Origin of the sequence: Streptomyces sp. NPDC048172, assembly GCF_043202595.1 — a bacterium.
Taxonomy (GTDB): domain Bacteria; phylum Actinomycetota; class Actinomycetes; order Streptomycetales; family Streptomycetaceae; genus Streptomyces.
The window spans coordinates 725,767-752,271 of record NZ_JBIDAT010000001.1; the positions used below are offsets into that span (position 1 = coordinate 725,767).

The following is a 26,505-nucleotide window of genomic DNA, read 5'->3' on the forward strand; positions in this document are numbered from 1 at the left end:
GTCAGAGCAGATGGTCCGCCTTGCCTGCCTTGATGTCGCGGATCAGGGCACGCAGGGCGTCCCGGCTGTCCGTCACGTAGACGTCCTCGCTGCCCGCCACGGAGATGTACGCGTTGCCGTCCTCGTCCGTGCCCAGCCTGAAGCAGCTTGCGCCTTCGCCGCAGAAGGGGGATTCCCAGGTGATGTCGGGCATGGTGATCTCCTCACAGTTCGTTCGCGATACGGCGGATGAAGTCGCGTGACTCCTGGGGCGAGAGTGCGATGTCCTCCATCCAGTCGAGGTGTGCGCGGTACTTGCTCAACTGTGCTTCTCCGGAGAGGAACTCAGCCCCGTGCGAGCAGTCGACCTCCACGGTGTCGAGTTGCCGCACAGGTCCCTCCATGTAGTTGACGGTCTGTCCCGAGCCGGGGAAAGCCCCGGCGCTGAACGGGATGGCCAGCAGGGTGATGTTGGGCCGCTCCGACAGGGCGAGCAGGTGCTGAAGTTGCCGGGCGGCGGTTCCGCGCCCGCCGAACTGCATGCGTAGCGCCGCTTCGTGCACGAGGCCGACGTACGCGGGCGGGTCATCGCCCTCCAGGATCTGTTGGCGTTCCATACGGAAGGCGAGCCGAAGTCCGGTCTCCTGCTCGGAGAGCTTGGGGACGACGACGCGGAACACGGCCGCGGCCTGGTCGCTCGTCTGCAGTATCCCCGGGATGTGTACGGCGTGTGCACTGCGCATCCGGGGCGCGGTCGATTCCAGTTCCGCGATGTCCAGCAGCGCCCCGGAGAGGCTGCCGCGATAACGCTCCCACCAGCCGCGCTTGGCGGGACGGGCCATGGCCGTAAGGGCTTCCAGGTACGCGTCGTCGCCGAGGGCGCAGTTGCAGGCCAGGGTGCGGAGCCGCTCGGGGCTGATGGTGCGGATGCCGTTCTCGATGTTGGAGATCTTCGCCCGGTCCACCCCGAGCAGTCCGGCGGCGGTCTCGGCGCTCATGCCCGCTGATACGCGCATCTTGCGCACCTCGCTGCCGAGCCTCCGCTGGCGCTCGGTCGGAGATGTCCTCGGAGCCATGGTCGTTCCTCCCCGCAGTCAGTCTGCAGAAGTCTGCCGTGCCCGGAGACGAGTGCGGTGAGCGGGGGTCAACTTGCCATATCGATGTGGCAAATTAACCAATCATGTCGCTACAGTGGGTAACGCCACTGCTACGCGCATCGCATCATTCGGGAGTCCGCCATGTCCCTGGTCACCTCACTCCTCTGTTCCGGCGCGGGAGCGCAAGCCTGCTCGTCCGGCGCTGATACGTCCGCTCCCGCGCCGGAGACGCTCTCGTACGGCTTCACACTCCCCGGCGCGCTGGCGAGCCCCGCCGTCGCGCGGGCCGCGGCCAGGGTCGTGCTCGACGCGCACCGGCTCGGCGACATGGCTGAGCCCTCGCTGCAGGCCGTCGGCGAACTCGCCGCGTGCGGAAGCAGGTTCGGGCCCGGTGACCTCAGGCTCTTCCTCCGGTACCGGGACGAGGAGCTGTGGGTGATCCTGCACGACGGACATCAGCCGCACCGCAACCCGCGGCTCGCGTCCGCCTGCGACGGGCGTCGGGAGGACGCGCTGCGCGTGCTCGGCTGCGTCGTGGACGCGTGCGGGGGCGAGTGGGGGTACGGCGACGCGCTCGCGCCCGGTGGCGGTACGCGGATGTGGGCCGTACTGCCGCGCGCGGGGGCACGGGCCTACGTGGACTACGGGCGGTCCGCTCGGTAGATGTAGTGGGCTCGGCCGTCGCGGGGGTTGTCCGGTTCCAGGTCGCCTTCGGCGACCCGGCGCAGGCCCGCCTTCTCCAGGGCGCGCCAGGAGCGCCGGTTGGGGGTCGGTACGGGGACCAGGGCGCTGGGGGCGGCGGGGTGGTCCGTCCAGAGGGCGGTGAGGGCCGAGCGGATGAGGCGGGGGCCCAGGCCCTGGCCGGTCAGCTCGGGGGTGCCGATCAGGTAGTCGATCGTCATCGTGCCGTCCGGCACGTCCGTGACGGCGGTCAGCTCCGCCAGGTAGTCGGGGTAGTCGGCCAGTCGGCAGCGCTGAAGCAGGCCGACCGGCTCGCCGTCCAGGTGGGCCAGCAGATCCTCCGAGGGCTCCTCGCCGCGCGCGGCGGGCCCGAAGTCCCGGGCGACGGCCTCGGGGGAGACCTCGTGGTTCCACCAGCGGGCCACGTGCGGCTGCGCGAGCCAGCCTCGCAGGAGAGGGAAGTCGTCCTCGGTGACGCGGTGCCAAGTGATCATTTTCCGCCTCCCGCTTCTACGGTCAGGCCCGGTGCCGTCACCCGGGTCGGGCCCCCGAAGCGGACGGCCGCCGAGGCCAGCGCGGCGGCGGGGGCCGTGCCCGGCCAGAGGTGGGTGAGGAGGAGCTCACGGGCGCCCGCGCGCTCCGCGTACGTACCCGCGAGCGCCGCCGTGAGGAGGTACGGCGCGTCGCCCGGGTCCGGGACCTCGTGGACGTACGTCGCCTCGCACAGGAACAGGTCCGCGTCGCGCGCGAGGCGGGCGACGTCCGGGCTCGGGCCGGTGTCGCCGGTGTACGCGAGGACGGTGCCGTCCGGCGCGGTGAGGCGGAGGCCCGCGTTCGGCACGAAGTGCGGAAGGAGCGAGGCCTCCACGCGGAACGGACCGATCTCGAAGCACGTGCCACCCTGCTCCGGCCAGAACTCGTGGAGGCGGTACGACCCCGCCAGCATGCTCCGCTTGTCGAGCGCGAGGACCGCGTCGAGCGCGCCGCGCGGGGCGTGGAGGGGCAGCGGCGGGGCTGGTGCGTCGGCCAACTGGCGTGCGCGCAGCAGCGGGTTGAGGTCGGCGCAGTGGTCCGGGTGGCCGTGGCTGACGAGGACGGCGTCGACCGCGTGGGCGGAGTGGCCGGAGGCCAGCAGGCGGGAGAAGGTGGCGTATCCGGGGTCGATCAGGAGGCGGAAGCCGTCGTGCTCGACGAGGAAACCGCCGCATCCCTGGTCGGCGGTGGGCCACGCGCCGGAACCGCCGAGCACCGTCAGTCTCATGGGCCCACCGTAGGGCGACGGCCGGTCCCTCACCCACCGCTTTTCGACTGCCGACTGCCGACTGCCGCCCGCGCTGGCCGCCGGTTACTTGCCGCCGCCGACCTCGAAGAGCAGGTAGAGGAAGGCCGCCAGCAGGTGGCCCGCGATCAGATAGGCGAAGAGGCGGAGCGCGAGGCCGCGCGGAAAGCGGCCTTCGCCGCGCTCGGCGCCGGTGTCGTCCCTGGGCTTGTCCTTGCTCTTGTCCCTGGCCTTGGTCATGGGTGTCGGCCTCCCCTGGGGGCTGCGTGGATGCAGAGGTCGGAAGCGGGGCTCTGGAGCAGGGTGTGGACGAAGAGCAGGTCCGTCCCCCCGGGTGAGGCGGACTCCAGACGGTGCGGGGTGAGCGAGTCGAAGTGCGCCGAGTCCCCGGGGTGCAGGATCTCCTCGGCCTCACCCAGGGTGAGGCGCAGGGCGCCGCTCTCGACGTAGAGCCACTCCTCGCCGGGATGGACCCGTACGAGATCGCCCTGCGGGCCGCGCGGCACATGGATGCGGAGGGCCTGCATGGCCCGGCCCGCGAGGCCCGCCTGCCGGTAGCGCCAGCCGCCCGCGTCCACCGGTTCCATCTCCTCGCCGCGCACCACCGGGTTCGGAACGGCAGGGCTCTCGCCGAGCAGCTCGCCGACGGTCGTACCGTAGACACGTGCGAGGGTGAGGAGGAGCGGCAGCGAGGGCTGGCGCTTCCCCGTCTCCAGGCGGGACAGGTGCGCGGGCGAGAGACCGGCGCGCTGCGCGGCGGCCTCCAGGGTGAGCCCGCCACGCTGCCGCATGCGCCGCATCTGTGGCGCGTACTGGTTCATGCTCTCGATTAAGGCACGTACCTGACCTCAGAGGCAAAGTTTTTGCCTCTGAGGCAAAACGCCGGATCGCGCGTTACGCGTGCGCACCCACCGTCACCGTCCCGACCGTCAGCTCGGGGCGCCCGTCCAGGATCCGCCCGAGCCGCGCGACCTCCGCTTCGAGCGCCGCGTGCTGCTCCGCGTCCAGCGGCTTCAGCGTGTCCAGGGGCTCGACGGTCACCTGGATCCGCCGCCCGGACCGCCGCTGGTGCCAGACGCCGCCGACGACGCCGTCGAGGAGCAGCAGCGGATAGTTGCCCGCCTGGCCGCCCGCGAGGGCACGCTCGTAGGCCCGGCCGGGGAAGAGCAGGGGGCGCGGGTGGCTCGCGATGCCGAACGCGTCGAAGTAGGGCAGCAGCCGTACGCGCGGAGCGGGCGGCGCCGTTCCCTCTTCCCTGCCGTCATCCCCGGTCACGCGCCACGCGTCCGCGCCCTCCAGCGTCACCCGCTCCAGCGCGCCCCCGCCTTCCAAGGCGGCGAAGAGCTCAGTCGCCCAGCCCGCCGGGGCCGCGAGCCACTTGGCGAAGTGCGCGGGCGCGGCCGGTCCGTACGCCCGCAGATAACGGGTGACGAGCGCGGCGTGCGCCTCCTCGGCGGGCAGCGGCCGGAAGCCGGGCAGCCAGCGGTGCGGGTTGGTGTACGTGACCTTGCGGCCCCGGTTGTGCCCGAAACAGAGCGCCCCCGTGTGGGCCGCGACGTGCGTGGCGGCGCGCCAGCGCGGCCAGTGCGTCTGGAACGCGTCCATCACCGGGTCCGCCGCCCAGCTCCCCACGATCCCGGCCAGCGCCTCGGTCAGCTCGTCCACCGTCAACTCGTCCTCGGCCAGGGCCTTCCCGATCCCCTCCACGACCTCGGACTCCTGCTCGGGGGTGAGCACCGGACGCCCGTCCTTCCCCTTCGTCGGCGCCCCGGCCCGGCGCGGGATCCCGGACAGCGCGCCCGTCCACATCGGCAGATCGCGGGTGGCCAGCAGGTGCACGGTGCCGCGCGGGCCGTGGGTCTTCACGAGCGTGTGCGCGTTCCAGAGCGCGTCCTGCACGTCCGTACGCGTCGCCCCGTCGATCCGCATCGCGAGCGACACCTCTCCGGCGGACATCACCTGCGCGTGCGCGCCGAGGATGTCGGCGGCGACGTCGGCGGGCGACACGTTCTGCGCGGGGGCGGGTTCGGTGAGCCCGTTCCGGGCGAGACGGCGGGCGTTGGCGTCGGACCAGGCGATTTCCGTTGGCATGGGGACGACGGTACGGGGCCTTGCGGTCAGCGGCTGTCCTCGACGGCCTGGAGGCAACGGCGGAAGGGATTGTCGATCGCCCGCTCTCGGCGGTGAGCGAGTCTGTTCACCACCCAGGCCGGCACGCCCGTCATCAGCAGCCAACCAGCGGTCCAGGGCCAGGTGAACTCCGCCGCGAGCGCCGAGAATCCAGCCATTGAGACGTACGCGAGGCCGGGCAGTGCGACGAGCCAGGGCGCGATGTCGTCAAGGGTGTCCCAGAGGACGTACGGGCCGATCGGGAACCATGTCGCGTACGAGCAGACCTTCAGCACCGCCCCCAGGGCCAGCGACGGCCCGGCCACCCAGGCCCACCACTCCGGGCCCCAGGGGTCCGTGAGCCCGGACCACACGCCGGGAACGCCCACGGGAAGCACGACGCCCACGACGAACAGCAGGAACGCGGTGATCCGGAAGCGCGCTGGGTCGGAGGGAGGAGGCTGGTTCACGGAGGCCCAGGCGCTCGGATCGTGGACCGGCGGGCCCGGCAGGTCCCCGTAGAAGTCCGCCAGGACATGTGCCTGCACCTGTTCGGGCAGACGGTCGAGGAGGAGCCGGTGCGGGGTGAGAGTGCGCCCTCCGTGGACGGTGAGGACGGCGTCGCGCAGAGCGGGGACGCTCTCGAAGCCGCGGAGATGCTGGCTCAGCAGAGTCTCTGACAGGGAGTGCCCGGGCCGGACCAGGGCGCGGAGCCGACGGCGCCGGTCGCCCCGTACCTCCGCGAGGGCCCCCTCATGGAGTTCCGCTTGGTACCGCCGATCCATATCGGTCCCAATCACCGGGATCGCGATCCGTGGTGAGACGGTGTCGATGCCGCGTGCCGCCTCGCGCAGGGCAGCGTCGCTCGGGCGTGGGGGCAGCTCGCCGCTCCAATGGAGCCACGCGTCGGCCTCGGGCTCGGCCCCCATCAGCCGGACGACGCGCCCGACGATGCGCGGTAGTGGGGACACCGGCCCGGCGGCGAAGGGCTCCCAGATCCAGTCGAAGGAATCGTCGTTGTGGCCTGGCCAATCCGGCACCGGCAGCTTGCCGATCGTCTCCTCCACCGCCGGGTCGTCGATCAGCGAGGCCAGTCGCCAGGCGGCGCGGCACGCCGAGGGACCGTCGTACACGAGGGCGCCGACGAGCGGTTTCACGGCCTCCATCGCGTCGTCCATGACCAGTTCGGCCAGCAGATCGACGGCCCAGACCTGCTCACCGGGTCCGGCCGCCTGTCCGACGGCGGGGATCGCGACCTCGCCCGTGAGGAGCAGCATGCGGGCGTACGGTTCCCCGTCTCCGCCGCGTTCCTCGGCGCAACGTGCCAGCGCCTCGGCCGCGTCGACGTGGCCCGAGAGCGCGAGGGCGGTCGGGGCCCGTACCTGCAGCAGGTCGATCGACGAGCTGGACGGTTCGAGTATCGCGATGAGTTCCTCGCGCACCCGCTCCCCGCGCGGCGTGGGGCTCGCCGCAAGCGCCGCGAGAGCGGAATCGAACCGGACGGTTCCGTTCCCTCCTCCCCGGAACTCCTCCAGACCCCTCTCCACGATCCCGTCCGCCAGCCCCGAGTCCACATGCACGGCGTCCCCCAGGCACGCGAGCGCCAGCTCGCGCCCCTCCGGACTGCCGCCCTCCCACAGCTCACGCACCACCCCCGTGCAGTCGACGCTCGCGACCGCGCACCACATCCTCACGGTCTCCCGCCACCCGGCAGGGTCCGCGCGGTAGTTGCGGAGCAGTCGGTCCGGCTGGTCGTGGAGGGCCTGGGCGGCGAGGAACTCCTGGAGGGTCAGGTGCGGGAAGCTGAAGCGGTTGCCGATGCTGTCGACGGCGATCATCAGCTGGCTGCGCTGGACGATCTCCTCGAAGAACGGATCGCGGTCGGCCTCGGAAAGGTTGCAGTTCGGGAGGATCTCCGTCAGCACCCGGTCGAGCGCGGCGCGGTCGATGACGAGGCGGTCGCTGCGCGTCGCGTACGTCTCCTGGAGCGTGAGCGCGATCCGCTGGAGGGCGATGAGCTTGCGCTGCGCGTGGTAACGGCCCAGCGCGACGCCCCTGTTGAGGCGCCGGTCCCGGTCGAGCAGGTGCTCGATCGCGAGGCGGTAGAAGGCGGCGCGCGAGTGGGGGAGGGGGCCCACCTCCTCCGCGCGGGTCTCGGACTGGAGCCAGGCGATGATCGTGAGCATCAGCGGACTGCGCGCGAGCCGCATCAGCTCGGGGTTGGCGCGGAGCGCGGAGAGGACCTGTTCGACTCCGGTCAACCGGCTCGCGGGGCCCAGCGCATGCCAACGGCGCAGGAACACCCGTACGGACGGGTCGTCGAACTCCGCGACGCGCAGCACCCGCGAGAAGTCCGGTGTGAGCTGACCCGTCCAGGAGGCGGCGCGGCAGGTGACCGTCATCTGGCAGTCGGGGTAGCGGGAGCCGAAGTCCTTCAGCTTGCCGACGACCTTCTCCAGCTCGGCGGGGGCGACCTCGTCCAGGCCGTCGAAGAAGATCCGCAGCTGGCCGCCGTCGAGGGCGTTGCGCGCGTACGTCGCCGCGTTCTGCACCTGCCCCCACTCGAACTGCTCGGCGACCATCTCCTCGAACGAGGCGTCCGAGCTGTTGCAGCGGTGCAGATCGAGCAGGACGGGGATGCCCTGGTCGTCCTCCTCCTCGGCCGCCCAGTCGAGGATCGCGCTCTTCAGGAGCAGGGATTTCCCGGCCCCCGGCGCCCCCAGCACCACGCACCGCTGCGCGGCACGCACCGTCGGGGCCAGCTCGTCGCCCGTATCGGCGCAGCGCAGCGGCACGTAGATCTGGCGGATGTCGACGGTGTCGTCCTCGATGAGGCCGAGCTGATGGCGGCGGTGGCGGTCGATCGCACGGGCGCGGTACCGGCGCAACTGGCGTCCGCCGACCCGGCGTTGCCGCCGCAGCAGGCGCAGTACGGCGTCCGGCGTACGGCCCGCGAGGCCCTTGGCCAGCTCGGCGAAGTACGCGTTCGCGAGGAACAGCACGATCGCGAGCACCGCCAGCCCGCCGATGCCGTACGGCAGGAGCTTGCTGAGGGGGTCGGCCATGCCCGGGAGCGTATCCGCGTCGCGCGCACGCCTCGACCCCGCATGGATTTGGGGTGATCATTAACAGAGGGTGAGGCTCAGGGGGTTGGGGGCGGGTGGGCGTGGCAAAGGATGGGGACGTGGCGGAGGCGACGGTCGTGGAGACGGAAGACGGATCGGCGGGCGGGTCGGCGGGCGAGCCGAAGGACCGGTCGGCGGACCGGACGGCGGGCGGGTCGGCGGACGCATCGGCGGGCCAGTCGACGGGCGGGGCGGCTGAACGGCCGACGGACCGGCCGACAGACCGGCCGACGGACCAGTCGGCGGGCGGGGCGGACGTCACGGCGCCGCTTCCCGCAGTCCGGCGGTGGGCGATCGGCTGGGCGGCGGGCGTCGCCCAGGCGCTCGGCGCGGCGCTGCTGCTCGTCAGCGAGTTCGTACGGGAGGACGTGGCCGCGCTCGGCGAGAAGGTGCGCGCGGGCGCTGAACTGCCGTCGTACGCCGAGGACTTCCCCCGCCTCCAGGACTCGCTGGGCGACCAGGGCTGGTACCGGTTCGCGGCGGACGCCGCCGACGCGCTGACGCTCCACGAGCCCCGCGCCGCGCTGTGGGCGGCCGTGTGCGCGGCGCTGGTCGTGCGGTTCAACAGGGACGGGCCGCCCCGGACGCAGTGCGTGCTCTCGCTGCTGGGCGCGGCGTACTGCGTGGTCCTGGTCCTCGCGGGCATCCCCTACTTCGCGCTGGCGGGATTCGCGCTGCCGTTCGCGCTGGTGCTGGGCGGTGTCGCGATGGTGGCGGCGACCCGGCGCAACGCCCGCGACACGGCAGCGGATTGACCTCTGGCGGGGGTCACGCCTCCCGCGCGCAGAGCGTGTAGCGCCCGCCGTCCACGCGCCAGGTCCAGTACCGCTCGCGGTCCCCGTCGCCCCGCGTGCACAGCCCCTTGGGCGCACCGCCGTCCTTGGCGTGGATGCTGGTGATCCGCAGCACCCTGTCGTACGGCTTCGAGGGCTTGCCCCCGCACGCGGGCGCCGACATCAGCGCGGCCCGCATCTCCCCGCCGCCGCCCTCGGCGAGCAGGCACTCGTCGACGCGGAACTGCCGGGTGAGGCAGAGCGCGACCGTACGGCCGCCGCCCCGGTCCGAAGAGGCCCACGCGCCACGGCCGTTGCCGTCGGGGCAGGAGGCGCGGTCGTCGCGGACGGCGGTCACCCGGACGTACGCCCGTTCGCTGCCGCAGCCGACCCGCGCGCCCTTCGTCGGCGCCTCGCGGCTCCAGCCCTTGCCGGTGCTGTGCACGGTGAGGCACTGGCCCGCGCGGACCCCGCGGAAGGCGGCCGCCGCCGAGTCCTCGCCGGAGGCGCCGCCGGTACGAGTGGGAGAGGGCGCCGCGTTCGTCGGCGGGCTCGGCATGCCGGAGCCGGAGTCCGAGGACGGGGAGGACGAGGGCGCGGTCGTCGGGAGAGAAGGGAGGCTGGGGGAGACGGTCGGGCCGCGCGTCGGGCCCGAGGACGGATAGGCCGGGACGGTGGACGCCGAGCCGCTGGGGGAGGGCTGGGCGAGCGCCGGATCCGTGTAGCTCGCGGAGCTGATGACCTTGGGCAGGATGAGCGTCGCGAAGAGCGCCCCGGCGACCACCAGCCGCCAGCGCCCGCGCCGCGCCCGCTCCTCGGGGCCGTCGAACTCGGCCTGGTCGCCCGGCTCTTCGGGGTCCCCTTGGCCGCCTTGCCCGCCACGCCCGCGCCACATCTCCAGCAGCTTCTTCACCGGGAACATGTTTCCGGATCAAGGGGCGACTGACGAGACCCCTGCAGGACAAAAGGTCTACGCCTCTTGCCCGTTCGCGACCGAGCCCCTATGGCTACGGCTCAGGCGGCCCTGACTATTTCGGCGCGCACGGCGCGGCGCCACTCGGCGCGCAGCCGGTCGAGCTCGGCGAGCGCGTCCTTCGGCCAGTCGGTACGGCCCGCGACGAACTCCCGGATGGCCTCGTTCGCCGCGGACGCGGACGCGGGCGGCACGGAGGAAGTCGGTTCCATGCCCCCTACAGTACGGCCCCCCACTGACAACGGCCGGGGGATTACGGGGCGTCTGGTTCCCCTGGTCAGGCTGCGGTGCAGGTGTCGTCGTCACGGCATCCGGGCCTCTTCGCGACCGGTGTGAGATGCACCGCAATCCCCGCCTTCGGGCTCTTCGGGGCCTTGTCCGGGAGTGTTCCCTCCGAGGGCCGGATTCCCCGTTCCGCATCCCGGAGTTGGCGGTCGATACGGCGCTCGCGGAGGTGGCCGACGATCTCGGGGCCGAGCAGAAGGGCCAGCAGGGTGAGGGAGATGAGGACATTGAGGGTGGTTTCGAGTGCGTTCTGCATGCTTCAAGCCTCGCGCCCACGGCCCCGCCGCGGCAGTGGCAGGACTGTCGCCCGGCATCGAATTACTGCCACACTGGCGGCATGCTGACGAACGTGGTGACCGTCCTCACCCATGGCGTGAACGCCTTCGAACTGGGCGTCGTCTGCGAGGTGTTCGGCATGGACCGCAGCGAACAGGGGCTGCCGGTGTACGACTTCGCGCTAGCCGCCGCCGAACCCCCGCCCATCCGCGCCCACCCCGGCTTCACGATGGACACCCCGCACGGCCTCGAACGGCTCGCGGAGGCCGACCTCATCGCCGTCCCCGCGGGCCAGGACTACATCGAACGCGACTTCCCCGCCGACCTGCTGGACGCCCTCCGCGCCGCCGTCGCGCGGGGCGCGCGGGTGCTGGGCGTCTGCTCCGGCGCGTTCGTGCTGGGCGCCGCCGGGCTGCTCGACGGGCGCCGCTGCACCACGCACTGGCGCTACACCGACACCCTCTCCCGCCGTCACCCCGGGGCGCTCATCGAGCCCGGCGTGCTCTACGTCGACGCCGACCCGGTCATCACCTCCGCCGGTACGGCCGCGGGCATCGACGCCTGCCTGCACCTGGTCCGCAAGGAGCAGGGCAACCGGGTGGCCAACGCCATCGCGCGCCGCATGGTCGTCCCGCCGCACCGCGAGGGCGGCCAGGCCCAGTACATCGAGCACCCCCTGCCGCCGGTGCGGGAGGACGACGCGATCGGTGCGGCCCTCAGCTGGATGCAGCGGCATCTCGACGAGGACGTCACCGTCGAGCGGCTCGCGGCCCGCGCCCACATGGCACCCCGTACGTTCGCGCGCCGCTTCCTCCAGGAGACCGGCACGACGCCGTACCAGTGGATGCTCGGCCAGCGGCTGCTGCTCGCGCAGCACCTGCTGGAGGAGACCGACCTCACGGTCGACGCGCTCGCCGCCCGTGCCGGGTTCGGCAACGCGGCGGGCCTCCGCCACCACTTCCTGCGGCGCCTCGACACCACCCCACAGGCGTACCGCCGAATCTTCCGGGGCACCGAGCCCCGCCCTGTCGAGTAGAGGGCGCCCCCTCGGGGGCGCGGGGAACTGCGCGACAAGCCACCGCGCAGCGGCGGACTGCGACGCACCTCACGGGGCAGCCCCTGTCCAGGCGCTGGGAACGGGGTGCCCCTGAAGGTGCGTCGCAGCCCGCAGGTGCGTCGTGGCCGGGCGCGCAGTTCCCCGCGCCCCTGAAGGGGCACCGTCGCTTACGGGGCTGCGCCCCTGACGGGGTGGCCCCCCGGGGAGCGTAGGCTCACCGTGTGTTGCTGCCGTGGGTACTGATTGCGGGCGCCGGCGCGTACGGCGCCGTCGTCGGAGCGCTGCTGCCCCGTGCCGTGTACCGGCTGTCCGTCGAGCCCGAGGAGCCATGGCGTGAGGTCTGTCCCGACGGGCACGCCTACGCGGAGCAGGGGCGCGTACGGGCGTGGGTCGGGCCTGCCCGCTGCGAGGCGGAGCGCGGAGGGTACGGCGAGCGCGCCGGGGGCGACGGGCACGCCGGGGCGCACGGGAGCGGGGGCGGGGCACTCGCCGTCACGGGCGCACTCGTCTCTGCCGGGCTCGCGGCGGCCGTAGGGGCGAGCCCCGAGCTCGCCGTATGGCTGCTGATGGTCCCCTTCGGGCTGCTGCTCTCCGTCGTGGACCGGCGGGTGAACCGGCTGCCCGACGTGCTGACCCTGCCGCTCGCCGTCGGGGCGATCGCCCTGCTGGGGCTGGCGGCGCTGCTGCCGGGCGCGGAGGGGAGCTGGGCGCGGGCCTGGATGGGGGGCATCGTGCTGTCCGGCGCGTATTTTGTCCTCTTTGTTATCAGCCCCCGCGCGGTCGGTTTCGGCGACGTCAAGCTGGCGCTCGCGCTCGGGGTAGCTCTTGGGTGGTACGGCTGGGATGTGTTGTTTGCTGGAGCCTTCCTGGGCTTTCTGGTGGGGGCCGTCTATGGCGTCGCGCTGATACTGGCCCGGCGGGCCGGTCGCCGTACGGCCCTGGCCTTCGGGCCTTTCATGGTGCTCGGGGCTCTGGCGGGGGTCGCGCTGGGCGGGCTGGCCGCCTGAGCCCCGGTGGATCCGCTTGACCGACACGGTTGTTGATGCGCTGAGCATCGCCCCTGAGGGGCTATGGTGGAAACCCCCCCTCGGGCCGGTCCGTATCCCCCCACGGACCGGCCCGCTTTTCTTTCCGGCGGGGGTGCCGCCGACGGTCGAGCCGACGGTCAACCGGCGCTGCTGGCCGCCCAGATGTTGGCCCCGGGCTCCGAGACCGCGAGCGCGTCGATCTCGGCCAGCTCGTCGTCGCCGAGCGGTGCCGCGCGCAGCGCCTCGACGTTCGCCTCCAGCTGCCGCACGCTGCTCGCGCCGATCAGCGCCGACGTCATCCGCGGGTCGCGCAGCACCCAGCGCAGCGCCATCTGCGCCAGCGACTGGCCGCGCCGCTCCGCGAGCGCGTTCAGCCCGCCCAGGCGGCGCACGACCTCGTCGGTCAGCAGCCCCGGGTCCAGCGACTTGCCCTGCGAGGCGCGCGAGCCCTCCGGGATGCCGGAGAGGTACTTGTCCGTGAGCATGCCCTGGGCCAGAGGCGCGAAGGAGATGCAGCCCGCGCCGACCTCCTCCAGCGCGTCGAGCAGCCCGTCCTCCTCGGTCCAGCGGTTGATCATCGAGTAGGAGGGCTGGTGGATCAGGAGCGGCACGCCCATCTCGCGCAGCAGCCCGGCCGCCTCGCGGGTACGGGCCGCGTTGTACGAGGAGATCCCGGCGTAGAGCGCCTTTCCCTGGTGGACGGCGGAGGCGAGCGCCCCCATCGTCTCCTCCAGCGGGGTGTCCGGGTCGAAGCGGTGCGAGTAGAAGATGTCGACGTAGTCGAGGCCCATCCGGCGCAGCGAGGCGTCGAGCGAGGAGAGCAGGTACTTCCGCGAGCCCCACTCGCCGTACGGGCCCGGGTTCATGTCGTACCCGGCCTTGGTCGAGATGACCAGTTCGTCCCGGTACGGCAGGAAGTCCTGGTGGAGCAGCTTGCCGAAGTTCAGCTCGGCGGAGCCGGGCGGCGGTCCGTAGTTGTTGGCCAGGTCGAAGTGGGTGATGCCGAGGTCGAAGGCGCGGCGCAGGATGGCCCGCTGGGTCTCCAGCGCGCGGTCGTCACCGAAGTTGTGCCACAGCCCCAGCGAGATCGCGGGCAGCTTCAGCCCGGACCGCCCGGTGCGCCGGTACTCCATCGCGTCGTACCGCGCGTCGTCGGCCCGGTGGAGGCTCGTCGAGGGGCGGGAGGGGAAGGGCGAGGGGAATGGTACGTGCTGCGTCATATGCCAAATCCTCTCATCGGCCTCTGACCGGCCCGACTTCGTACGCCCGGCCGAGCGGCAGTAAGCTCTCGGAATTCCCGACTCGGCACGGAGGGGCTGGCCATTCCCATGAAGCTGCGCGACCTGGTGTACAAGCTCTATGCGCGCCGGGTGGAGGACCGTCTCGACCACGATCAGGTGCCCAAGCACATCGGCGTCATCCTGGACGGCAACAGACGATGGGCCCGTGCCTCGGGCGGCACGCCGGAGCAGGGGCACCAGGCCGGTGCCGACAAGATCCAGGAGCTGCTCGGCTGGTGCTCCGAGACGGACGTCGAGGTCGTCACCCTCTGGATGCTCTCCACGGACAACCTCAACCGCACCGAGGACCAGCTCGTCCCGCTGCTGGGCATCATCGAGGACACCGTGCGCCAGCTCGCCGCCGACGGCCGCTGGCGGGTGCACCACGCCGGTCAGCTCGACCTGCTGCCGGCGCGTACGCAGCGCGTGCTGAAGGAGGCCGAGCAGGAGGCGGGGGACCGGGACGGGATACTCGTGAACGTCGCCGTCGGGTACGGCGGCCGCCAGGAGATCACCGACGCCGTCCGCTCCCTCATGTCCGAGCGCGCCTCGCGCGGCGTGAGCCTCGACGAGCTGTCGGAGTCCCTCACGGTCGAGGACATCTCCGAGCACCTCTACACGCGCGGCCAGCCCGACCCGGACCTCATCATCCGCACCAGCGGCGAGCAGCGCCTCTCGGGCTTCATGCTCTGGCAGAGCGCGCACTCCGAGTACTACTTCTGCGAAGTCTTCTGGCCCGGCTTCCGTAAGGTCGACTTCCTCCGCGCTCTCCGCGACTACGCGGCCCGCCACCGGCGCTACGGAAACTAGGCCCTCAGAGCCGACCCCTATATAGGGGACAGGTACCCCGCTGTACGGGGGACGCGCCAGGGGAAATTCAGACGGATCTGTCCCATTTTGGGTGGCCCGTAAAGGTCGTTGCATGGGGTGGCATTCCCAGGGGAATATCCATTCCAGACCGTGCCCCTCACGGGCCGGTCCCCGGGAGGCCCGTTTGCAGACCACGGACAGCCGCCCGGACCGGGAGGCCGCAAGGCCCGATCCCGGTTCGGCCGGCGGACGCGGAGGGCCGGTTCCCGGCCCGGAACGCGCGGGCCAGGTCCGGTCTCTTCCCCCGCGACGCCGTCGCTCCCCGACCTCATCCGAGGGGGTACGTCCCACCGTGGTGACCAGCAAGAAGCGCAGCGAGTCCGACCGGCGCACGTATGTCATCGACACCAGCGTGCTGCTCGCCGATCCAGCGGCCATGGACCGCTTCGACGAGCACGAGGTCGTGCTTCCCCTAGTCGTCGTCACCGAACTGGAGGCCAAGCGCCACCATCCGGAGCTCGGCTACTTCGCCCGGCAGGCCCTCCGCAAGCTGGACGAGTACCGCATCCGGTACGGCAGGCTCGACGCCCCGATCCCCCTCAGCGACCAGGGCGGCACCCTCAGGGTCGAGCTGAACCACTCGGACACCACCGTGCTCCCGGCCGGGTTCAGGCTGGAGGACAACGACTCGCGGATCCTCGCCGTCGCCAGAAACCTCCAGGCCGAGGGGTTCGACGTCACCGTCGTCTCCAAGGACCTCCCGCTCCGCATCAAGGCGTCCTCGGTCGGCCTGCTCGCCGAGGAGTACCGCGCGGAGCTGGCCATCACCGACTCCGGCTGGACGGGGATGGCGGAGCTGACGCTCCCCGGCGAGGACATCGACGAGCTGTTCGCCGCCGAGAGCATCGCCCTCCCCGCCGACGCGCCCGAACTGCCCGTGCACACCGGGCTGGTCCTCCAGTCCGAGAAGGGCAAGGCGCTCGGCCGGGTCGCCGCCGACGGGCGGATCAAGCTCGTGCGGGGCGACCGGGAGGCGTTCGGGCTCAAGGGCCGCAGCGCCGAGCAGCGGATCGCGCTCGATCTCCTGCTCGACCCGGACGTCGGCATCATGTCCATGGGCGGCAGGGCCGGTACGGGCAAGAGCGCGCTGGCCCTCTGCGCCGGTCTGGAGGCGGTGCTGGAGCGCCGCCACCACCGCAAGGTGATGGTCTTCCGTCCGCTGTACGCGGTGGGCGGGCAGGACCTCGGCTATCTGCCGGGCACCGAGGCCGAGAAGATGAACCCGTGGGGGCAGGCGGTCTTCGACACGCTGTCGGCCGTCACCAGCCGCGAGGTCATCGACGAGGTCGTGGGGCGCGGCATGCTGGAGGTGCTGCCGCTGACCCACATCAGGGGCCGCTCGCTGCACGACGCGTTCGTCATCGTCGACGAGGCCCAGTCCCTGGAGCGCAACGTGCTGCTGACGGTGCTCTCCCGGATCGGCGCGGGCTCGCGTGTCGTGCTCACCCACGATGTCGCGCAGCGCGACAATCTGAGGGTGGGACGGTACGACGGGGTCGTCGCCGTCGTGGAGAAGCTGAAGGGGCACCCCCTCTTCTCCCACATCACGCTGACCCGCTCCGAACGGTCACCGATCGCCGCTCTCGTGACCGAAATGCTCGAAGAGGGGCGCGTATAGCGGCTTTTGATACAGGGGTAAAACCGAGCGAAAGCCGGGCCCCGTGGGGAAGGGTGCAGCAGCCTAGCCCCACGGGGCCCGGTTGCGCCCGCGTTTCCTCGATTCCTCAGCCCCAAACGCCGTGTGAGCTTTCCCACGCAACACAGAATTGCCTCCGTGCGTCCGCGTCCGGCAGGGTGTGGGTTCTGTCAGGCCCCGCATACGGCACACCCGCACCACCAATGGTGCGACACCGCAGAGCAGTACAGAACTGAACAGCAGTAGCGCCGTATGCCGCCCGAAGCACCACGCAGGCTCTCCTCTCGGGGGATCCAGCCGGGCCAGTACCTCTCGTGGCCATGTACGAGGGAGGTCAGTGCCAGGGGCACGATTGAGCCCGCGCGGTCACCCCAGCGGGCGTGTTGGAAGGAAACCGTGTGACTGCTCGGATCTCGGTCCGGGGATTCGCCGTGGCGTCCGCCACCGCGGTCACCACCGTCGGCGCCGTCGTCGGTGTGGCCTCGGGCAGCGACCAGGGTTCGACGTCGAACGACGTCGAGGCCACCGCCGCTGACGCGACGCTCCTCGCAGACATACCTGCGGACCAGCAGACCCAGGTGCAGACCGCTTCCCTCAACCAGCAGGCGGACAACGCGTCCAACGCTGAGCAGGCGAAGGCCAAGAAGTCTGCCGAGGAGGACGCTCGCAAGCAGGCCGCCAAGGACGCGGCGGCCAAGAAGGACAAGGCCCAGAAGAAGGCCGCCGCCGAGAAGAAGGCGAAGGCCGACGCCAAGAAGCGGGAGAAGCTGGAGACGCAGGCCGCGAGCCGCGACTCCGACCGCTCGGACAAGGGCAGCGGGGGCGGCGGCGACTCGGACGCCAGCTTCCCCAGCAAGAGCTCCTACACGACCGCCGAAGTGCAGTCGATGGCGAAGCAGATCGTCGGCTCCGGCCAGTACCAGTGCTTCTCCAACATCGTGGACCACGAGTCCACCTGGAACTACCGGGCGACCAACGCCTCCTCGGGCGCCTACGGCCTGGTCCAGGCGCTGCCCGGCTCCAAGATGGCCTCCGCGGGCGCCGACTGGCGCACCAACCCGGCGACCCAGATCAAGTGGGGCCTCAACTACATGAACGACCGCTACGGCAGCCCGTGCGGTGCCTGGGACTTCTGGCAGGCGAACAACTGGTACTGAGTACCCGGTACTGAGGTACCCGGCCGTCACACGGCCTCGTACGACCGCCCCTCGTGGACCGTGAAGGTTCCACGGGGGGCGTCGTCGTACGGAAGCAACCATCGGTCCGGGTAACGTCGTCCCTCACACGCGTACGCGATCGAGCTGGCAAGGGGGGCGGAGGAACCGGAATGGCGAGCAGACGGGACAGGCTCAGGTCGGCGGTGCAGCGCTGGGCCGAGCGTGCCGCCGAGCGGCGGGACGAGGTGGAGGCCGAGGCCCAGGGCGACACGGCCGCCGAGGACGACCGCGCCGCGGGCAAGGCCGCCGCCGACGCCGCGGCTGACGCCTCGGCCGAGGAGAAGAGCGGCGAGGCCCTGGTGCCGCCCCCGCCTCAGTACGCCCCGGCCATAGCGGCGAAACCGGAACCCGCGGCGGCTGTGCCGTGGGGCGTCCGGGTCGCGGCCGAGGCCGGATGGCGGCTGCTCGTCCTGGCGGGCGTCATCTGGGTGCTGATGAAGGTGGTCAGCACCATAAGCCTGCTGATCATCGCCTTCTCGGCGGGACTGCTGATCACCGCCCTCCTCCAGCCGACCGTGGCGCGGCTGCGCCGGATCGGTCTCGGCCAGGGACTGGCGACGGCCATCACCTTCATCGGCGGCTTCGTGGTCATGGGGCTCGTCGGCTGGTTCGTGGTGTGGCAGGTCATGGAGAACCTCGACACGCTCACCGACCGGGTGCAGGACGGCATCGAGGAGCTGAAGACCTGGGCGCTGAACGGGCCGTTCCATGTCTCCGAGGACCAGATCAACGACATCGCCAAGAACCTCTCCGACTGGCTCGGTGACAACAGCAAGGAAGTCACCTCGGCCGGCATCGAGGGCGTCACCGTCGTCGTCGAGTTCCTCTCGGGCGCGGTGCTCGCGATGTTCACGACGCTCTTCCTGCTCTACGACGGCAAGCGGATCTGGGGCTGGGCGCTCAAGTTCGTCCCGGCGGCGGCCCGCGAGGGCGTCGCGGGCGCGGGCCCGCGCGCGTGGAAGACGCTGACCGGCTATGTGCGGGGCACGGTGATAGTGGCCCTCATCGACGCCGTCTTCATCGGCGTCGGCCTCTACTTCCTCGATGTGCCGATGGCGGTGCCGCTCGCCGTCTTCATCTTCCTGTTCGCGTTCATCCCGATCGTCGGTGCGGTGATCTCCGGCGCGCTGGCGGTCGTCGTCGCGCTCGTCACCAACGGCATCTTCAGCGCGGTCCTCGCGCTGGCCGTGGTGCTCGCGGTGCAGCAGATCGAGAGCCACATCCTGCAGCCGTTCATCCTGGGGCGGCTGGTGCGGGTGCATCCGCTGGCCGTGGTCCTCGCCGTCACCGGCGGCGGGCTGATCGCGGGCATCCCCGGAGCGGTGGTCGCGGTGCCGCTCGTCGCCGTCGTCAACACGGTCGTCGGCTACCTCAAGGCTTACGCCCAGGAGCAGGCGCTCCGCGAAGTGGAAGCCGCCCCTTCCCCTCCGGTCTCTCCGGAAGACAAGCCCGCAGCCCCGGCAGGGAGCTGATTCTCTTTCCGGGCGCCGGGAAGGGGCAGCCCCTTGCTGCGCGCTGCGGACCGCGGGCGCGTCGTGGCCGCTCGCGCAGTTCCCCGCGCCCCTGACGGGGCACGTCCGAAGTGCCGCTCAAGGGGCGCGGGGAACTGCGCGCCCAGCCGACGCGTATCCGCAGCCCGCCGGGCACGGGCAGGGGCAGCCCCTCATCGGCCTCCCCGAGAAGAGGACACGGGCTAGTACGGCGCTTCCCGAAGGGCCATATGGTGACGGAGGCGGGCCGTGTCGGTGGCGGTCCATCCATGGGGTCTGGCGACGGCCAGCCAGCCTTCGACGGAACCGTTGCCGTACCGATGGCCATGCGGGGCATCGACGCCGTAGGAGACGGCCATGTCGACCGTCGTCTGCCAGAACGTGACGAACGGGAACCAGTCGACCGCGCCCGTGACGTCCGGGCCCACGGGGTCGCGGAGCCACTCGGGGCGGTTGAGGGCGAGGTCGGGTGACCACCAGACGATCGCGTCCGAGGCGTTCTGGAGGTAGACCACGCGCGGGCGCTTCCACGTCTTCGCCCAGGGGCCGGGCCGCGCGAGGTCCTTCCGGGGCCATTGCGCGAAGCGGAAGTTGCGCCCCTTGTCGTAGACCGGGCGCCACACGGGGCTGCCGGGGTCGCGTTCGCGGGTGAGCTCGCGGCGGATGGGGGAGAAGTTCGGCGGCCCGGCGAGCAGCGCCCCGTCGACCTTGGCCAGCAGATCGCCGGGCCCGTCGAAGGCCGCCTCGATGCCGTACGCGCCCAGGCTCTCGCCGAAGACGAGCAGCTTGGGGCGGCGGCTCGGCGGATCCTGGAGCCACCGTTCCCGTACGGCCTTGACCAGGGCGCGGTTGGCGCGGCCCGCCTGCTCCTTGTCGACGAGGAACGAGACCCAGCTCGGCAGGTACGAGTACTGCACCGCCACGATCGCGGTGTTCCCGCCGTGCAGGAACTCCAGCGGCTCGGCGTCCGTGGAGTTCACCCAGCCCCGGCCCGTCGTGCCCGCGATGGCCAGGACGTCGCGGTCGAAGGCGCCGGTGCGCTCCAGCTCGCGTACGGCCAGCTTCGCGCGGGCGGTGAAGCCGTCGGCGGACTCCTGGCCGACGTAGACCCGGATGGGCTGCTTGGCGGGGCGGCGGGTGACGGCGGTGATCTCGCCGGGGGAGAGGGAGGAGCCGGTGAAGTTGCGGCCCTCGTACCCCAGGTCGTCCCAGCGGACCAGCGAGCGGGGGCTGCCGGAGACGTAGCGGGAGCCGGACTGGACGATGCCGTCCTTGGTGCCCTCGTCGGTGCCCTCGGCGAAGTGCGCGGCGATGTCGATGACGCCCCGCTCGAAGATCACGTCGCGGGTGCCGACCGTGACGACGGTCGCGCTGATCAGCAGCCCGGCGCCGATGGCCAGGGGGCGGGGGACGTAGCGGCCCAGCAGCCGGATCAGCTTGCGCGTGGCCAGCCGTACGGCGCGGGCGAGTGCGACGAGCGCCCAGCAGATGGCGATGGCCATGAGCGCGATCATCATCGAGTGCCAGGTCAGCGTCTCCGGCATCTCCTGGAGCCGCCGCAGGGTGCGCTGCGCGTCGGCGCTCCAGGAGAGCGCGGCGATGGTCATGCCGACGCTGAGCACGTAGTACGCCAGCCAGGCGCGGGCCCGTACGCGGGAGGGCAGGCGCCACGTCCTGCGCAGGGCCCAGCCCAGCGCGAGCCGCAGCAGCCACCACAGGAGCGCTCCGATGGCGTAACCGATCGCGGCGGTGATGCCGCCGATCACGCCCTGGAGGTACCAGGGGCGGGGCACGAGCGAGGGCGTCAGGGAGAGCCAGAAGAAGAGGGTCGCGCCCCACATCCCGGCGAGCCCCGGCCAGCGGCGCACGACCCAGGAGGGGTGCGGCGGATCCCAGTACGGACGTCTCAGGAGACGCCTGATCACCCGGCGCGTGGCGCCCGCCATGTCCCGCATCGCTCGCTTTCTCGCTCTTCGGTGCCCTTGGGGGCTCTTCGTCCCCGGGTAAGTATCGGCGTCCGTGATCGCGGACGCAGCGGGGGGTGGCCGGGTTGCCCCCGTGGGTGTCCCCACCCGGTTGCCGACATCCTGTCGGCGGGTTTTCCTGGGGAAGGCGGTCCCGGGTCCCGTACCTCACCCTCGTACGCCCTCGTACACCCTCGTACACGGGAGGACGCTCGATGAGCGACTACACCACCAACAACGTCGGCAACCCGGTGGAGAGCGACGAGCACTCGCTCACCGTCGGAGCCGACGGGCCGATCCTTCTCCAGGACCACTATCTGATCGAGAAGATGGCCCAGTTCAACCGCGAGCGGGTCCCCGAGCGCGTGGTGCACGCGAAGGGGAGCGGCGCGTACGGCGTCTTCGAGGTGACGAACGACGTCAGCCAGTTCACCAAGGCCGACCTGTTCCAGCCCGGGAAGCGGACGGAGATGCTCGCGCGCTTCTCGACCGTCGCGGGGGAGCAGGGCAGCCCGGACACCTGGCGGGACCCGCGCGGATTCGCGCTGAAGTTCTACACCGAGCACGGCAACTACGACATGGTCGGGAACAACACTCCGGTCTTCTTCGTGCGCGACACCATCAAGTTCCAGGACTTCATCCGCAGCCAGAAGCGCCACATCGGCAGCGGGCTGCGCGACAACGACATGCAGTGGGACTTCTGGACGCTCTCCCCGGAGTCCGCGCACCAGGTCACCTGGCTGATGGGCGACCGCGGCATCCCCAGCTCGTACCGCCACATGAACGGGTACAGCTCGCACACCTATATGTGGATCAACGCGGCGGGCGAGAAGTTCTGGGTGAAGTACCACTTCAAGACGGACCAGGGCATCGACTTCCTCACCCAGGACGACGCCGACCGGCTCGCCGGTGAGGACGCCGACCTGCACCGCAGGGACCTGTGGGAGGCGATCGACCGGCGCGACCTGCCGTCCTGGACGCTGAAGGTCCAGGTCATGCCGTTCGACGAGGCGCCGGACTACCGGTTCAACCCCTTCGACCTGACCAAGGTGTGGCCGCAGGGCGACTATCCCCTGATCGACGTCGGCCGGATGACGCTGAACCGGAATCCGGAGGACTTCTTCATCCACATCGAGCAGGCCGCCTTCGAGCCCTCGAACCTGGTGCCCGGCATCGCCCCCTCGCCGGACAAGATGCTGCTGGGCCGCCTGTTCTCGTACCCGGACACGCACCGCTACCGGATCGGGCCCAACTACGCGCAGCTGCCGCCCAACCGGCCGCACGTCCAGCCGAACTCGTACGCCAAGGACGGCCCGATGCGGTACGTGACGCCGAACGTGTCCCGGCCGTACGCGCCCAACTCCTACGGCGGTCCCGCGGCCGACCCCGGGCGCTTCCCGCCGGTCGGCTGGAGCGTGGAGGAGAGCGAGATGGTCCGGCACGCGTACACGCTGCGCCGGGACGACGACGACTGGGGCCAGGCGGGCACGCTGGTGCGCCAGGTCCTGGACGACGCGGCGCGCGAGCGGCTGGTGAACAACATCTCCGGGCATCTGCTCGGCGGCGTGAGCGGTCCGGTGCTGGAGCGCGCGGTCCAGTACTGGCGGAACGTCGACAAGGAGCTGGGCGACCGGGTGTCCGCCAAGGTCAACGGCGGCTGATTCCGGCTCTTGAGGGCTCTTGTGCCGATCCCGCTCCCCGAGGCGTATACACATGGTGTATACGCCTCGGTTAGAGTGGGTCCATGTCCATCAGCCATACCCTGCTCGGCCTCCTGGAGACCGGGCCCCGTCATGGGTACGACCTCAAGCGGGCCTTCGACGAGAAGTTCGGTCACGACCGGCCGCTGCATTACGGGCAGGTCTATTCGACCATGTCCCGCCTCCTCAAGAACGGCCTGGTGGAGGTGGACGGGATCGAGCCCGGGGGCGGCCCCGAGCGGAAGCGGTACGCGATCACGGACGCCGGGGTCACCGACGTCGAGGGGTGGCTCTCGCGCCCCGAGAAGCCCGAGCCGTATCTGCAGAGCACGCTCTACACCAAGCTGGTCCTCGCGCTGCTGACCGGGCGTGACGGGGCGGAGCTGCTGGACACGCAGCGCGCCGAGCATCTGCGGCTGATGCGCGAGCTGACCCGCCGCAAGACCGAGGGCGACCTCGCGGACCAGCTCATCTGCGACCACGCGCTCTTCCACCTGGAGGCCGACCTGCGCTGGCTGGAGACGGCCGCCGCGCGGCTCGACCGGCTCGCGAAGGAGGTCGGTGCATGACGGCCACGCACCCTGCCCCCGCCGCCGAGGCCACCGGCACCGGCTCAGGGCCGCGCGGCGCGCTGCTGTCGGCGCAAGGGCTGCGGAAGACGTACGGCGCGACGGCGGCGCTCGACGGGGCGGACTTCTCCATCAAGGCGGGCGAGGTCGTCGCCGTGATGGGACCCTCGGGCTCGGGCAAGTCCACGCTGCTGCACTGCCTCGCGGGCATCGTGCCGCCGGACGCGGGCACTGTGCTCTACCGCGAGCGTGAGGTGTCCGCGATGTCCGACTCCCAGCGGAGCGCGCTGCGCCGCTCGGAGTTCGGCTTCGTGTTCCAGTTCGGCCAGCTCGTCCCCGAGCTCACCTGCCTGGAGAACGCGGCGCTGCCGCTGCGCCTCGCGGGCGCCGCGCGCAAGCGCGCCGAGGCCACCGCGCGGGAGTGGCTGGAGCGCCTGGAGGTCGACGACGTCCGCCACCACCGCCCCGGCCAGGTCTCCGGCGGCCAGGGCCAGCGCGTGGCCATCGCGCGCGCCCTCGCGGGCCGCCCCCGGGTCCTCTTCGCCGACGAGCCGACCGGCGCGCTCGACTCGCTCAACGGCGAGCGGGCCATGCAGCTCCTCACCCGCGCCGCCCGCGACACCGACGCCGCGGTCGTCCTCGTCACCCACGAGACCCGCGTCGCCGCCTACTCCGACCGCGAGGTCGTCGTCCGCGACGGCCGGGTGAAGGATCACGGGACCGGTATATGAGCGAGGACGCGCGCCCGAGAGGGCCGCGGGCCTGGGCGCGCGACCTGGTCATGGGCGGCCGTTTCGCGCTCGCGGGCGGACGCCAGGGCTGGGTGCGTACGGCGCTCACGGCCGTCGGCGTCGGGCTGGGGGTCGCGGTGCTGCTCTTCGCCGCCTCCGTGCCCAGCGTGCTGCACGAGACGGACGTCCGCGAGGACGCCCGTACGAGCGGCGGGACCGGCGAGCCCCGGAGCGGCCCGCACTCCCTGCTGATGGCCGACGCGGGCACCACGTTCCACGGCAAGGACGTCAACGGGAAGCTGGTCGAGGCCGAGGGGAACGACCCGGTCAAGCCGCCCGGCGTCGGACGGCTGCCCGCGCCCGGCGAGATGGTCGTCTCGCCCGCGCTGAAGAAGGTGCTGGCCGACGACGGCAACAAGGAGCTGATCCGGCGGCTCGACGGCCGTATCGTCGGCACCATCGGCGACGAGGGCCTGCTCGGCCCGCACGAGCTCGCCTTCTACGCGGGCGCCGACCAGCTCGACCCCAAGGACGACGCCCAGCGGTACTCGGCCTTCGGCGGCACGGTCGACGAGGGCCCGATCGGCCCCGTGCTGCTCCTGCTCGTCGTCGTCGCGTGCGCGGTGCTGGTGATGCCGGTCGCGGTCTTCATCGGCACGGCGGCGCGGTTCGGCGGCGAGCGGCGCGACCAGCGGCTGGCCGCGCTGCGGCTGGTCGGCGCCGACATCGGGATGTCGCACCGGATGGTCGCGGGCGAGTCCCTGGTCGGGGCCGTGCTCGGACTGCTGCTGGGCGGCGGGCTGTTCCTGGCGCTGCGCGCGGCCGTCGGCCAGGTCACGCTGTTCGGGCTGAGCGTCTTCCCCGCCGACGTGGTGCCCAGCGGGCCCATCGTCGCGCTGATCGCCCTCGGGGTGCCCGTGGTGGCGGTCACGGTCGCCCAGTTCGCGATGCGCGCGATCGCCGTGGAGCCGCTGGGCGTGGTGCGCGAGAGCGAGCCGCGCCCGCGCCGCCTGTGGTGGCGGCTGGCCCCGCCGGTCATCGGCATGCTGCTGCTCCTGCCGCTGGCGGGTTCGGCCGTGAGCGAGCGCGGCGGCGCCGCGCTGGACAAGCCCCGCATCATCCTCGGCGTGGTGCTCCTGCTGGGCGGCGTCGCGCTGCTGCTGCCCTGGGTCGTGGAGCGGATCGTGGGGAGGCTGCGCGGCGGCTTCCCGTCCTGGCAGCTCGCCGTGCGGCGGCTCCAGCTCGGCAGCGGCTCGGCGACCCGCGCGGTCAGCGGCATCACCATCGCGGTGGCCGGTGCGGTCGCCCTCCAGATCCTCTTCACCGGCGCGAGCGCCGACCTCCCGGGGGCGGACGTCGACAGGGGGACGTACATGATCTCCGGGGGGACGTCCACGGCCCGGCAGGCGGCCTCCCTCCAGCGGGAGCTGGAGCACACCGACGGGGTCGAGGCCATGGTGGCCCGCGTGGACGTGGTCGGGTACACGCCGGGGAGCCAGGACACGACGGTCCCGGTCTCGGTGGGCACCTGCGCGATGCTCCGCAAGATGGCCACCGTCGGCTCGTGCCGCGACGGCGACGTGTTCGTGGCCCCGCGCGCGGGGAAGCCCGTGGCGGACGTCAGGATCCCGAAGCCGGGCGAGAAGGTGCGGTTCGACACGAGCGAGGGGGCCGAGCGGAACACCTTCGACTGGCGGGTCCCGGCCTCCGCCCGGGACGTCCGGGGCAGGCACATGGCCGAGGAGGCGTCCGTGGAGGGCGTGCTCGCCACCCCCGGCGCGTTCGCCGCGGAGAAGACGGACTTCCCCACGCTGGAGGGCTGGATGCGGGTCGACACGGACGACCCGGAGGCCGTGGAGCGTGCCCGTACGGCGCTGTACCAGATCAGCCCCGACTTCTACGTGGGCGGTCTCGTGGAGACCTCGGAGCGGGAGTTCTACGAGGGCATCAAGCGGGCCGTCCTCGCCGCCGCCACGGGCGTGCTGGTCCTCATCGGCCTCAGCATGATCGTCTCGATGATGGAGCAACTCCGCGAGCGCAGGCGGCAGCTGGCGGTCCTCGTCGCGTTCGGCACGCGCCGCAGCACGCTGGGCGCCTCGGTGCTGTGGCAGACGGCCGTGCCCGTGGTGCTCGGTCTCGCGCTGGCGGTGGCCTTCGGCTCGGCGCTGGGCTGGGTGCTGCTGCGGATGGTCGGCAGACCCGTCGAGCACTGGTTCGGGTTCCTGCCCATCGTGGCGGGCGGCGCCGCGATGATCGTCGTGGTGACCCTGGTGAGCCTGCCGCCGCTGTGGCGGCTGATGCGGCCGGACGGACTCCGTACGGAGTAGGGCGTCCGCGCCGCCCCCCCCGGGACCGAGGCCCCGGCTGGTCCCCCGTGCCGGCCGGG

General features: G+C 71.9%; 25 protein-coding genes. 12 read left to right on the top strand and 13 right to left on the bottom strand.

Annotation, left to right across the window (positions count from 1 at the left end):
* Position 1 precedes the first annotated feature (1 nt).
* Together ACGF3A_RS03305 and ACGF3A_RS03310 are read right to left on the bottom strand one after the other, a co-directional pair.
* On the bottom strand, positions 2–193 hold the full coding sequence (locus tag ACGF3A_RS03305) for a hypothetical protein (RefSeq protein WP_393725248.1): 192 nt from the start codon (positions 191–193) through the stop codon (positions 2–4).
* 10 nt (positions 194–203) lie between these two features.
* The gene (locus tag ACGF3A_RS03310) at positions 204–1,055 is read right to left on the bottom strand and encodes a helix-turn-helix domain-containing protein (RefSeq protein ID WP_393725249.1); all 852 of its coding nucleotides are present in this window, start codon (positions 1,053–1,055) and stop codon (positions 204–206) included.
* Between the two features lie 162 nt (positions 1,056–1,217).
* Between ACGF3A_RS03310 and ACGF3A_RS03315 the strand changes: the two genes are divergently transcribed.
* Positions 1,218–1,739, top strand: a complete 522-nt coding sequence (locus ACGF3A_RS03315; protein ID WP_393725251.1) for an ATP-binding protein — start codon at positions 1,218–1,220, stop codon at positions 1,737–1,739.
* Here ACGF3A_RS03315 and ACGF3A_RS03320 read toward each other — a convergent pair.
* The 6 genes from ACGF3A_RS03320 to ACGF3A_RS03345 form a co-directional block, all read right to left on the bottom strand.
* The gene (locus tag ACGF3A_RS03320) at positions 1,718–2,251 is read right to left on the bottom strand and encodes a GNAT family N-acetyltransferase (RefSeq protein ID WP_393725253.1); all 534 of its coding nucleotides are present in this window, start codon (positions 2,249–2,251) and stop codon (positions 1,718–1,720) included. The two genes, ACGF3A_RS03315 and ACGF3A_RS03320, sit on opposite strands and share 22 nt — an antisense overlap.
* A complete protein-coding gene (locus tag ACGF3A_RS03325) occupies positions 2,248–3,018 on the bottom strand; it encodes an MBL fold metallo-hydrolase (protein WP_393725255.1) in 771 nt (256 codons plus the stop codon). The genes ACGF3A_RS03320 and ACGF3A_RS03325 overlap by 4 nt, the downstream gene beginning before the upstream one ends.
* Before the next feature lie 84 nt (positions 3,019–3,102).
* Positions 3,103–3,276: a DUF6126 family protein gene (locus ACGF3A_RS03330; RefSeq protein ID WP_393725257.1), complete on the bottom strand. Its 174-nt coding sequence runs from the start codon at positions 3,274–3,276 to the stop codon at positions 3,103–3,105.
* The gene (locus ACGF3A_RS03335; RefSeq protein ID WP_393725259.1) at positions 3,273–3,857 is read right to left on the bottom strand and encodes a helix-turn-helix domain-containing protein; all 585 of its coding nucleotides are present in this window, start codon (positions 3,855–3,857) and stop codon (positions 3,273–3,275) included. Before ACGF3A_RS03335 ends, ACGF3A_RS03330 begins: the two co-directional genes overlap by 4 nt.
* Before the next feature lie 73 nt (positions 3,858–3,930).
* Positions 3,931–5,127 carry a winged helix DNA-binding domain-containing protein gene (locus tag ACGF3A_RS03340; RefSeq protein WP_393725261.1) on the bottom strand — a complete coding sequence of 399 codons (1,197 nt, stop codon included), beginning with the start codon at positions 5,125–5,127 and terminating at the stop codon, positions 3,931–3,933.
* A 26-nt stretch (positions 5,128–5,153) separates the two neighbouring features.
* A complete protein-coding gene (locus ACGF3A_RS03345) occupies positions 5,154–8,210 on the bottom strand; it encodes an NACHT domain-containing protein (RefSeq protein ID WP_393725263.1) in 3,057 nt (1,018 codons plus the stop codon).
* 119 nt (positions 8,211–8,329) lie between these two features.
* Between ACGF3A_RS03345 and ACGF3A_RS03350 the strand changes: the two genes are divergently transcribed.
* Positions 8,330–9,025 (top strand): hypothetical protein, encoded by a 696-nt coding sequence (locus tag ACGF3A_RS03350; protein WP_393725264.1) that lies wholly within the window; start codon positions 8,330–8,332, stop codon positions 9,023–9,025.
* A 13-nt stretch (positions 9,026–9,038) separates the two neighbouring features.
* On the opposite strand, the gene ACGF3A_RS03355 is transcribed toward ACGF3A_RS03350, so the two are convergent.
* The 3 genes from ACGF3A_RS03355 to ACGF3A_RS03365 all read right to left on the bottom strand — a co-directional run bounded on the left by ACGF3A_RS03355 (position 9,039) and on the right by ACGF3A_RS03365 (position 10,557).
* Complete coding sequence (locus ACGF3A_RS03355; RefSeq protein WP_393725265.1) at positions 9,039–9,956, bottom strand: hypothetical protein; 918 nt, start codon at positions 9,954–9,956, stop codon at positions 9,039–9,041.
* A 101-nt stretch (positions 9,957–10,057) separates the two neighbouring features.
* Positions 10,058–10,228, bottom strand: a complete 171-nt coding sequence (locus tag ACGF3A_RS03360; protein WP_393725267.1) for a hypothetical protein — start codon at positions 10,226–10,228, stop codon at positions 10,058–10,060.
* A gap of 65 nt (positions 10,229–10,293) precedes the next feature.
* Positions 10,294–10,557, bottom strand: coding sequence for a hypothetical protein (locus ACGF3A_RS03365; RefSeq protein ID WP_393725268.1), 264 nt, complete (start codon positions 10,555–10,557; stop codon positions 10,294–10,296).
* 81 nt (positions 10,558–10,638) lie between these two features.
* On the opposite strand from ACGF3A_RS03365, the gene ACGF3A_RS03370 reads away from it, so the two are divergent.
* On the top strand, positions 10,639–11,613 hold the full coding sequence (locus ACGF3A_RS03370; protein WP_393725270.1) for a helix-turn-helix domain-containing protein: 975 nt from the start codon (positions 10,639–10,641) through the stop codon (positions 11,611–11,613).
* 248 nt (positions 11,614–11,861) lie between these two features.
* Complete coding sequence (locus tag ACGF3A_RS03375) at positions 11,862–12,641, top strand: prepilin peptidase (RefSeq protein ID WP_393727120.1); 780 nt, start codon at positions 11,862–11,864, stop codon at positions 12,639–12,641.
* Positions 12,642–12,799: 158 nt separating this feature from the next.
* Here the strand turns inward: ACGF3A_RS03375 and mgrA are convergent, their stop codons facing one another.
* On the bottom strand, positions 12,800–13,882 hold the full coding sequence (gene mgrA / locus ACGF3A_RS03380; protein WP_393725272.1) for an L-glyceraldehyde 3-phosphate reductase: 1,083 nt from the start codon (positions 13,880–13,882) through the stop codon (positions 12,800–12,802).
* A 108-nt stretch (positions 13,883–13,990) separates the two neighbouring features.
* Here mgrA and ACGF3A_RS03385 point away from each other — a divergent pair, with 108 nt between their 5' ends.
* The 4 genes from ACGF3A_RS03385 to ACGF3A_RS03400 all read left to right on the top strand — a co-directional run bounded on the left by ACGF3A_RS03385 (position 13,991) and on the right by ACGF3A_RS03400 (position 19,137).
* Positions 13,991–14,752, top strand: coding sequence for an isoprenyl transferase (locus tag ACGF3A_RS03385; protein WP_393725274.1), 762 nt, complete (start codon positions 13,991–13,993; stop codon positions 14,750–14,752).
* 352 nt (positions 14,753–15,104) lie between these two features.
* Positions 15,105–16,430 carry a PhoH family protein gene (locus tag ACGF3A_RS03390; RefSeq protein WP_393725276.1) on the top strand — a complete coding sequence of 442 codons (1,326 nt, stop codon included), beginning with the start codon at positions 15,105–15,107 and terminating at the stop codon, positions 16,428–16,430.
* 416 nt (positions 16,431–16,846) lie between these two features.
* Positions 16,847–17,605 carry a transglycosylase SLT domain-containing protein gene (locus ACGF3A_RS03395; RefSeq protein WP_393725278.1) on the top strand — a complete coding sequence of 253 codons (759 nt, stop codon included), beginning with the start codon at positions 16,847–16,849 and terminating at the stop codon, positions 17,603–17,605.
* Positions 17,606–17,775: 170 nt separating this feature from the next.
* On the top strand, positions 17,776–19,137 hold the full coding sequence (locus ACGF3A_RS03400; RefSeq protein WP_393725279.1) for an AI-2E family transporter: 1,362 nt from the start codon (positions 17,776–17,778) through the stop codon (positions 19,135–19,137).
* 221 nt (positions 19,138–19,358) lie between these two features.
* On the opposite strand, the gene ACGF3A_RS03405 is transcribed toward ACGF3A_RS03400, so the two are convergent.
* The gene (locus ACGF3A_RS03405; protein ID WP_393725280.1) at positions 19,359–21,110 is read right to left on the bottom strand and encodes an alpha/beta hydrolase; all 1,752 of its coding nucleotides are present in this window, start codon (positions 21,108–21,110) and stop codon (positions 19,359–19,361) included.
* 224 nt (positions 21,111–21,334) lie between these two features.
* Between ACGF3A_RS03405 and ACGF3A_RS03410 the strand changes: the two genes are divergently transcribed.
* The 4 genes from ACGF3A_RS03410 to ACGF3A_RS03425 all read left to right on the top strand — a co-directional run bounded on the left by ACGF3A_RS03410 (position 21,335) and on the right by ACGF3A_RS03425 (position 26,446).
* Positions 21,335–22,780 (top strand): catalase, encoded by a 1,446-nt coding sequence (locus ACGF3A_RS03410; RefSeq protein ID WP_393725282.1) that lies wholly within the window; start codon positions 21,335–21,337, stop codon positions 22,778–22,780.
* Positions 22,781–22,863: 83 nt separating this feature from the next.
* Positions 22,864–23,388, top strand: coding sequence for a PadR family transcriptional regulator (locus ACGF3A_RS03415; RefSeq protein WP_393725284.1), 525 nt, complete (start codon positions 22,864–22,866; stop codon positions 23,386–23,388).
* Entirely contained in the window at positions 23,385–24,119 is a 735-nt protein-coding gene (locus ACGF3A_RS03420; protein WP_393725286.1) for an ABC transporter ATP-binding protein, read from the top strand. The genes ACGF3A_RS03415 and ACGF3A_RS03420 overlap by 4 nt, the downstream gene beginning before the upstream one ends.
* Positions 24,116–26,446: an ABC transporter permease gene (locus ACGF3A_RS03425; protein WP_393725288.1), complete on the top strand. Its 2,331-nt coding sequence runs from the start codon at positions 24,116–24,118 to the stop codon at positions 26,444–26,446. The genes ACGF3A_RS03420 and ACGF3A_RS03425 overlap by 4 nt, the downstream gene beginning before the upstream one ends.
* The last annotated feature ends 59 nt before the right edge of the window (positions 26,447–26,505 follow it).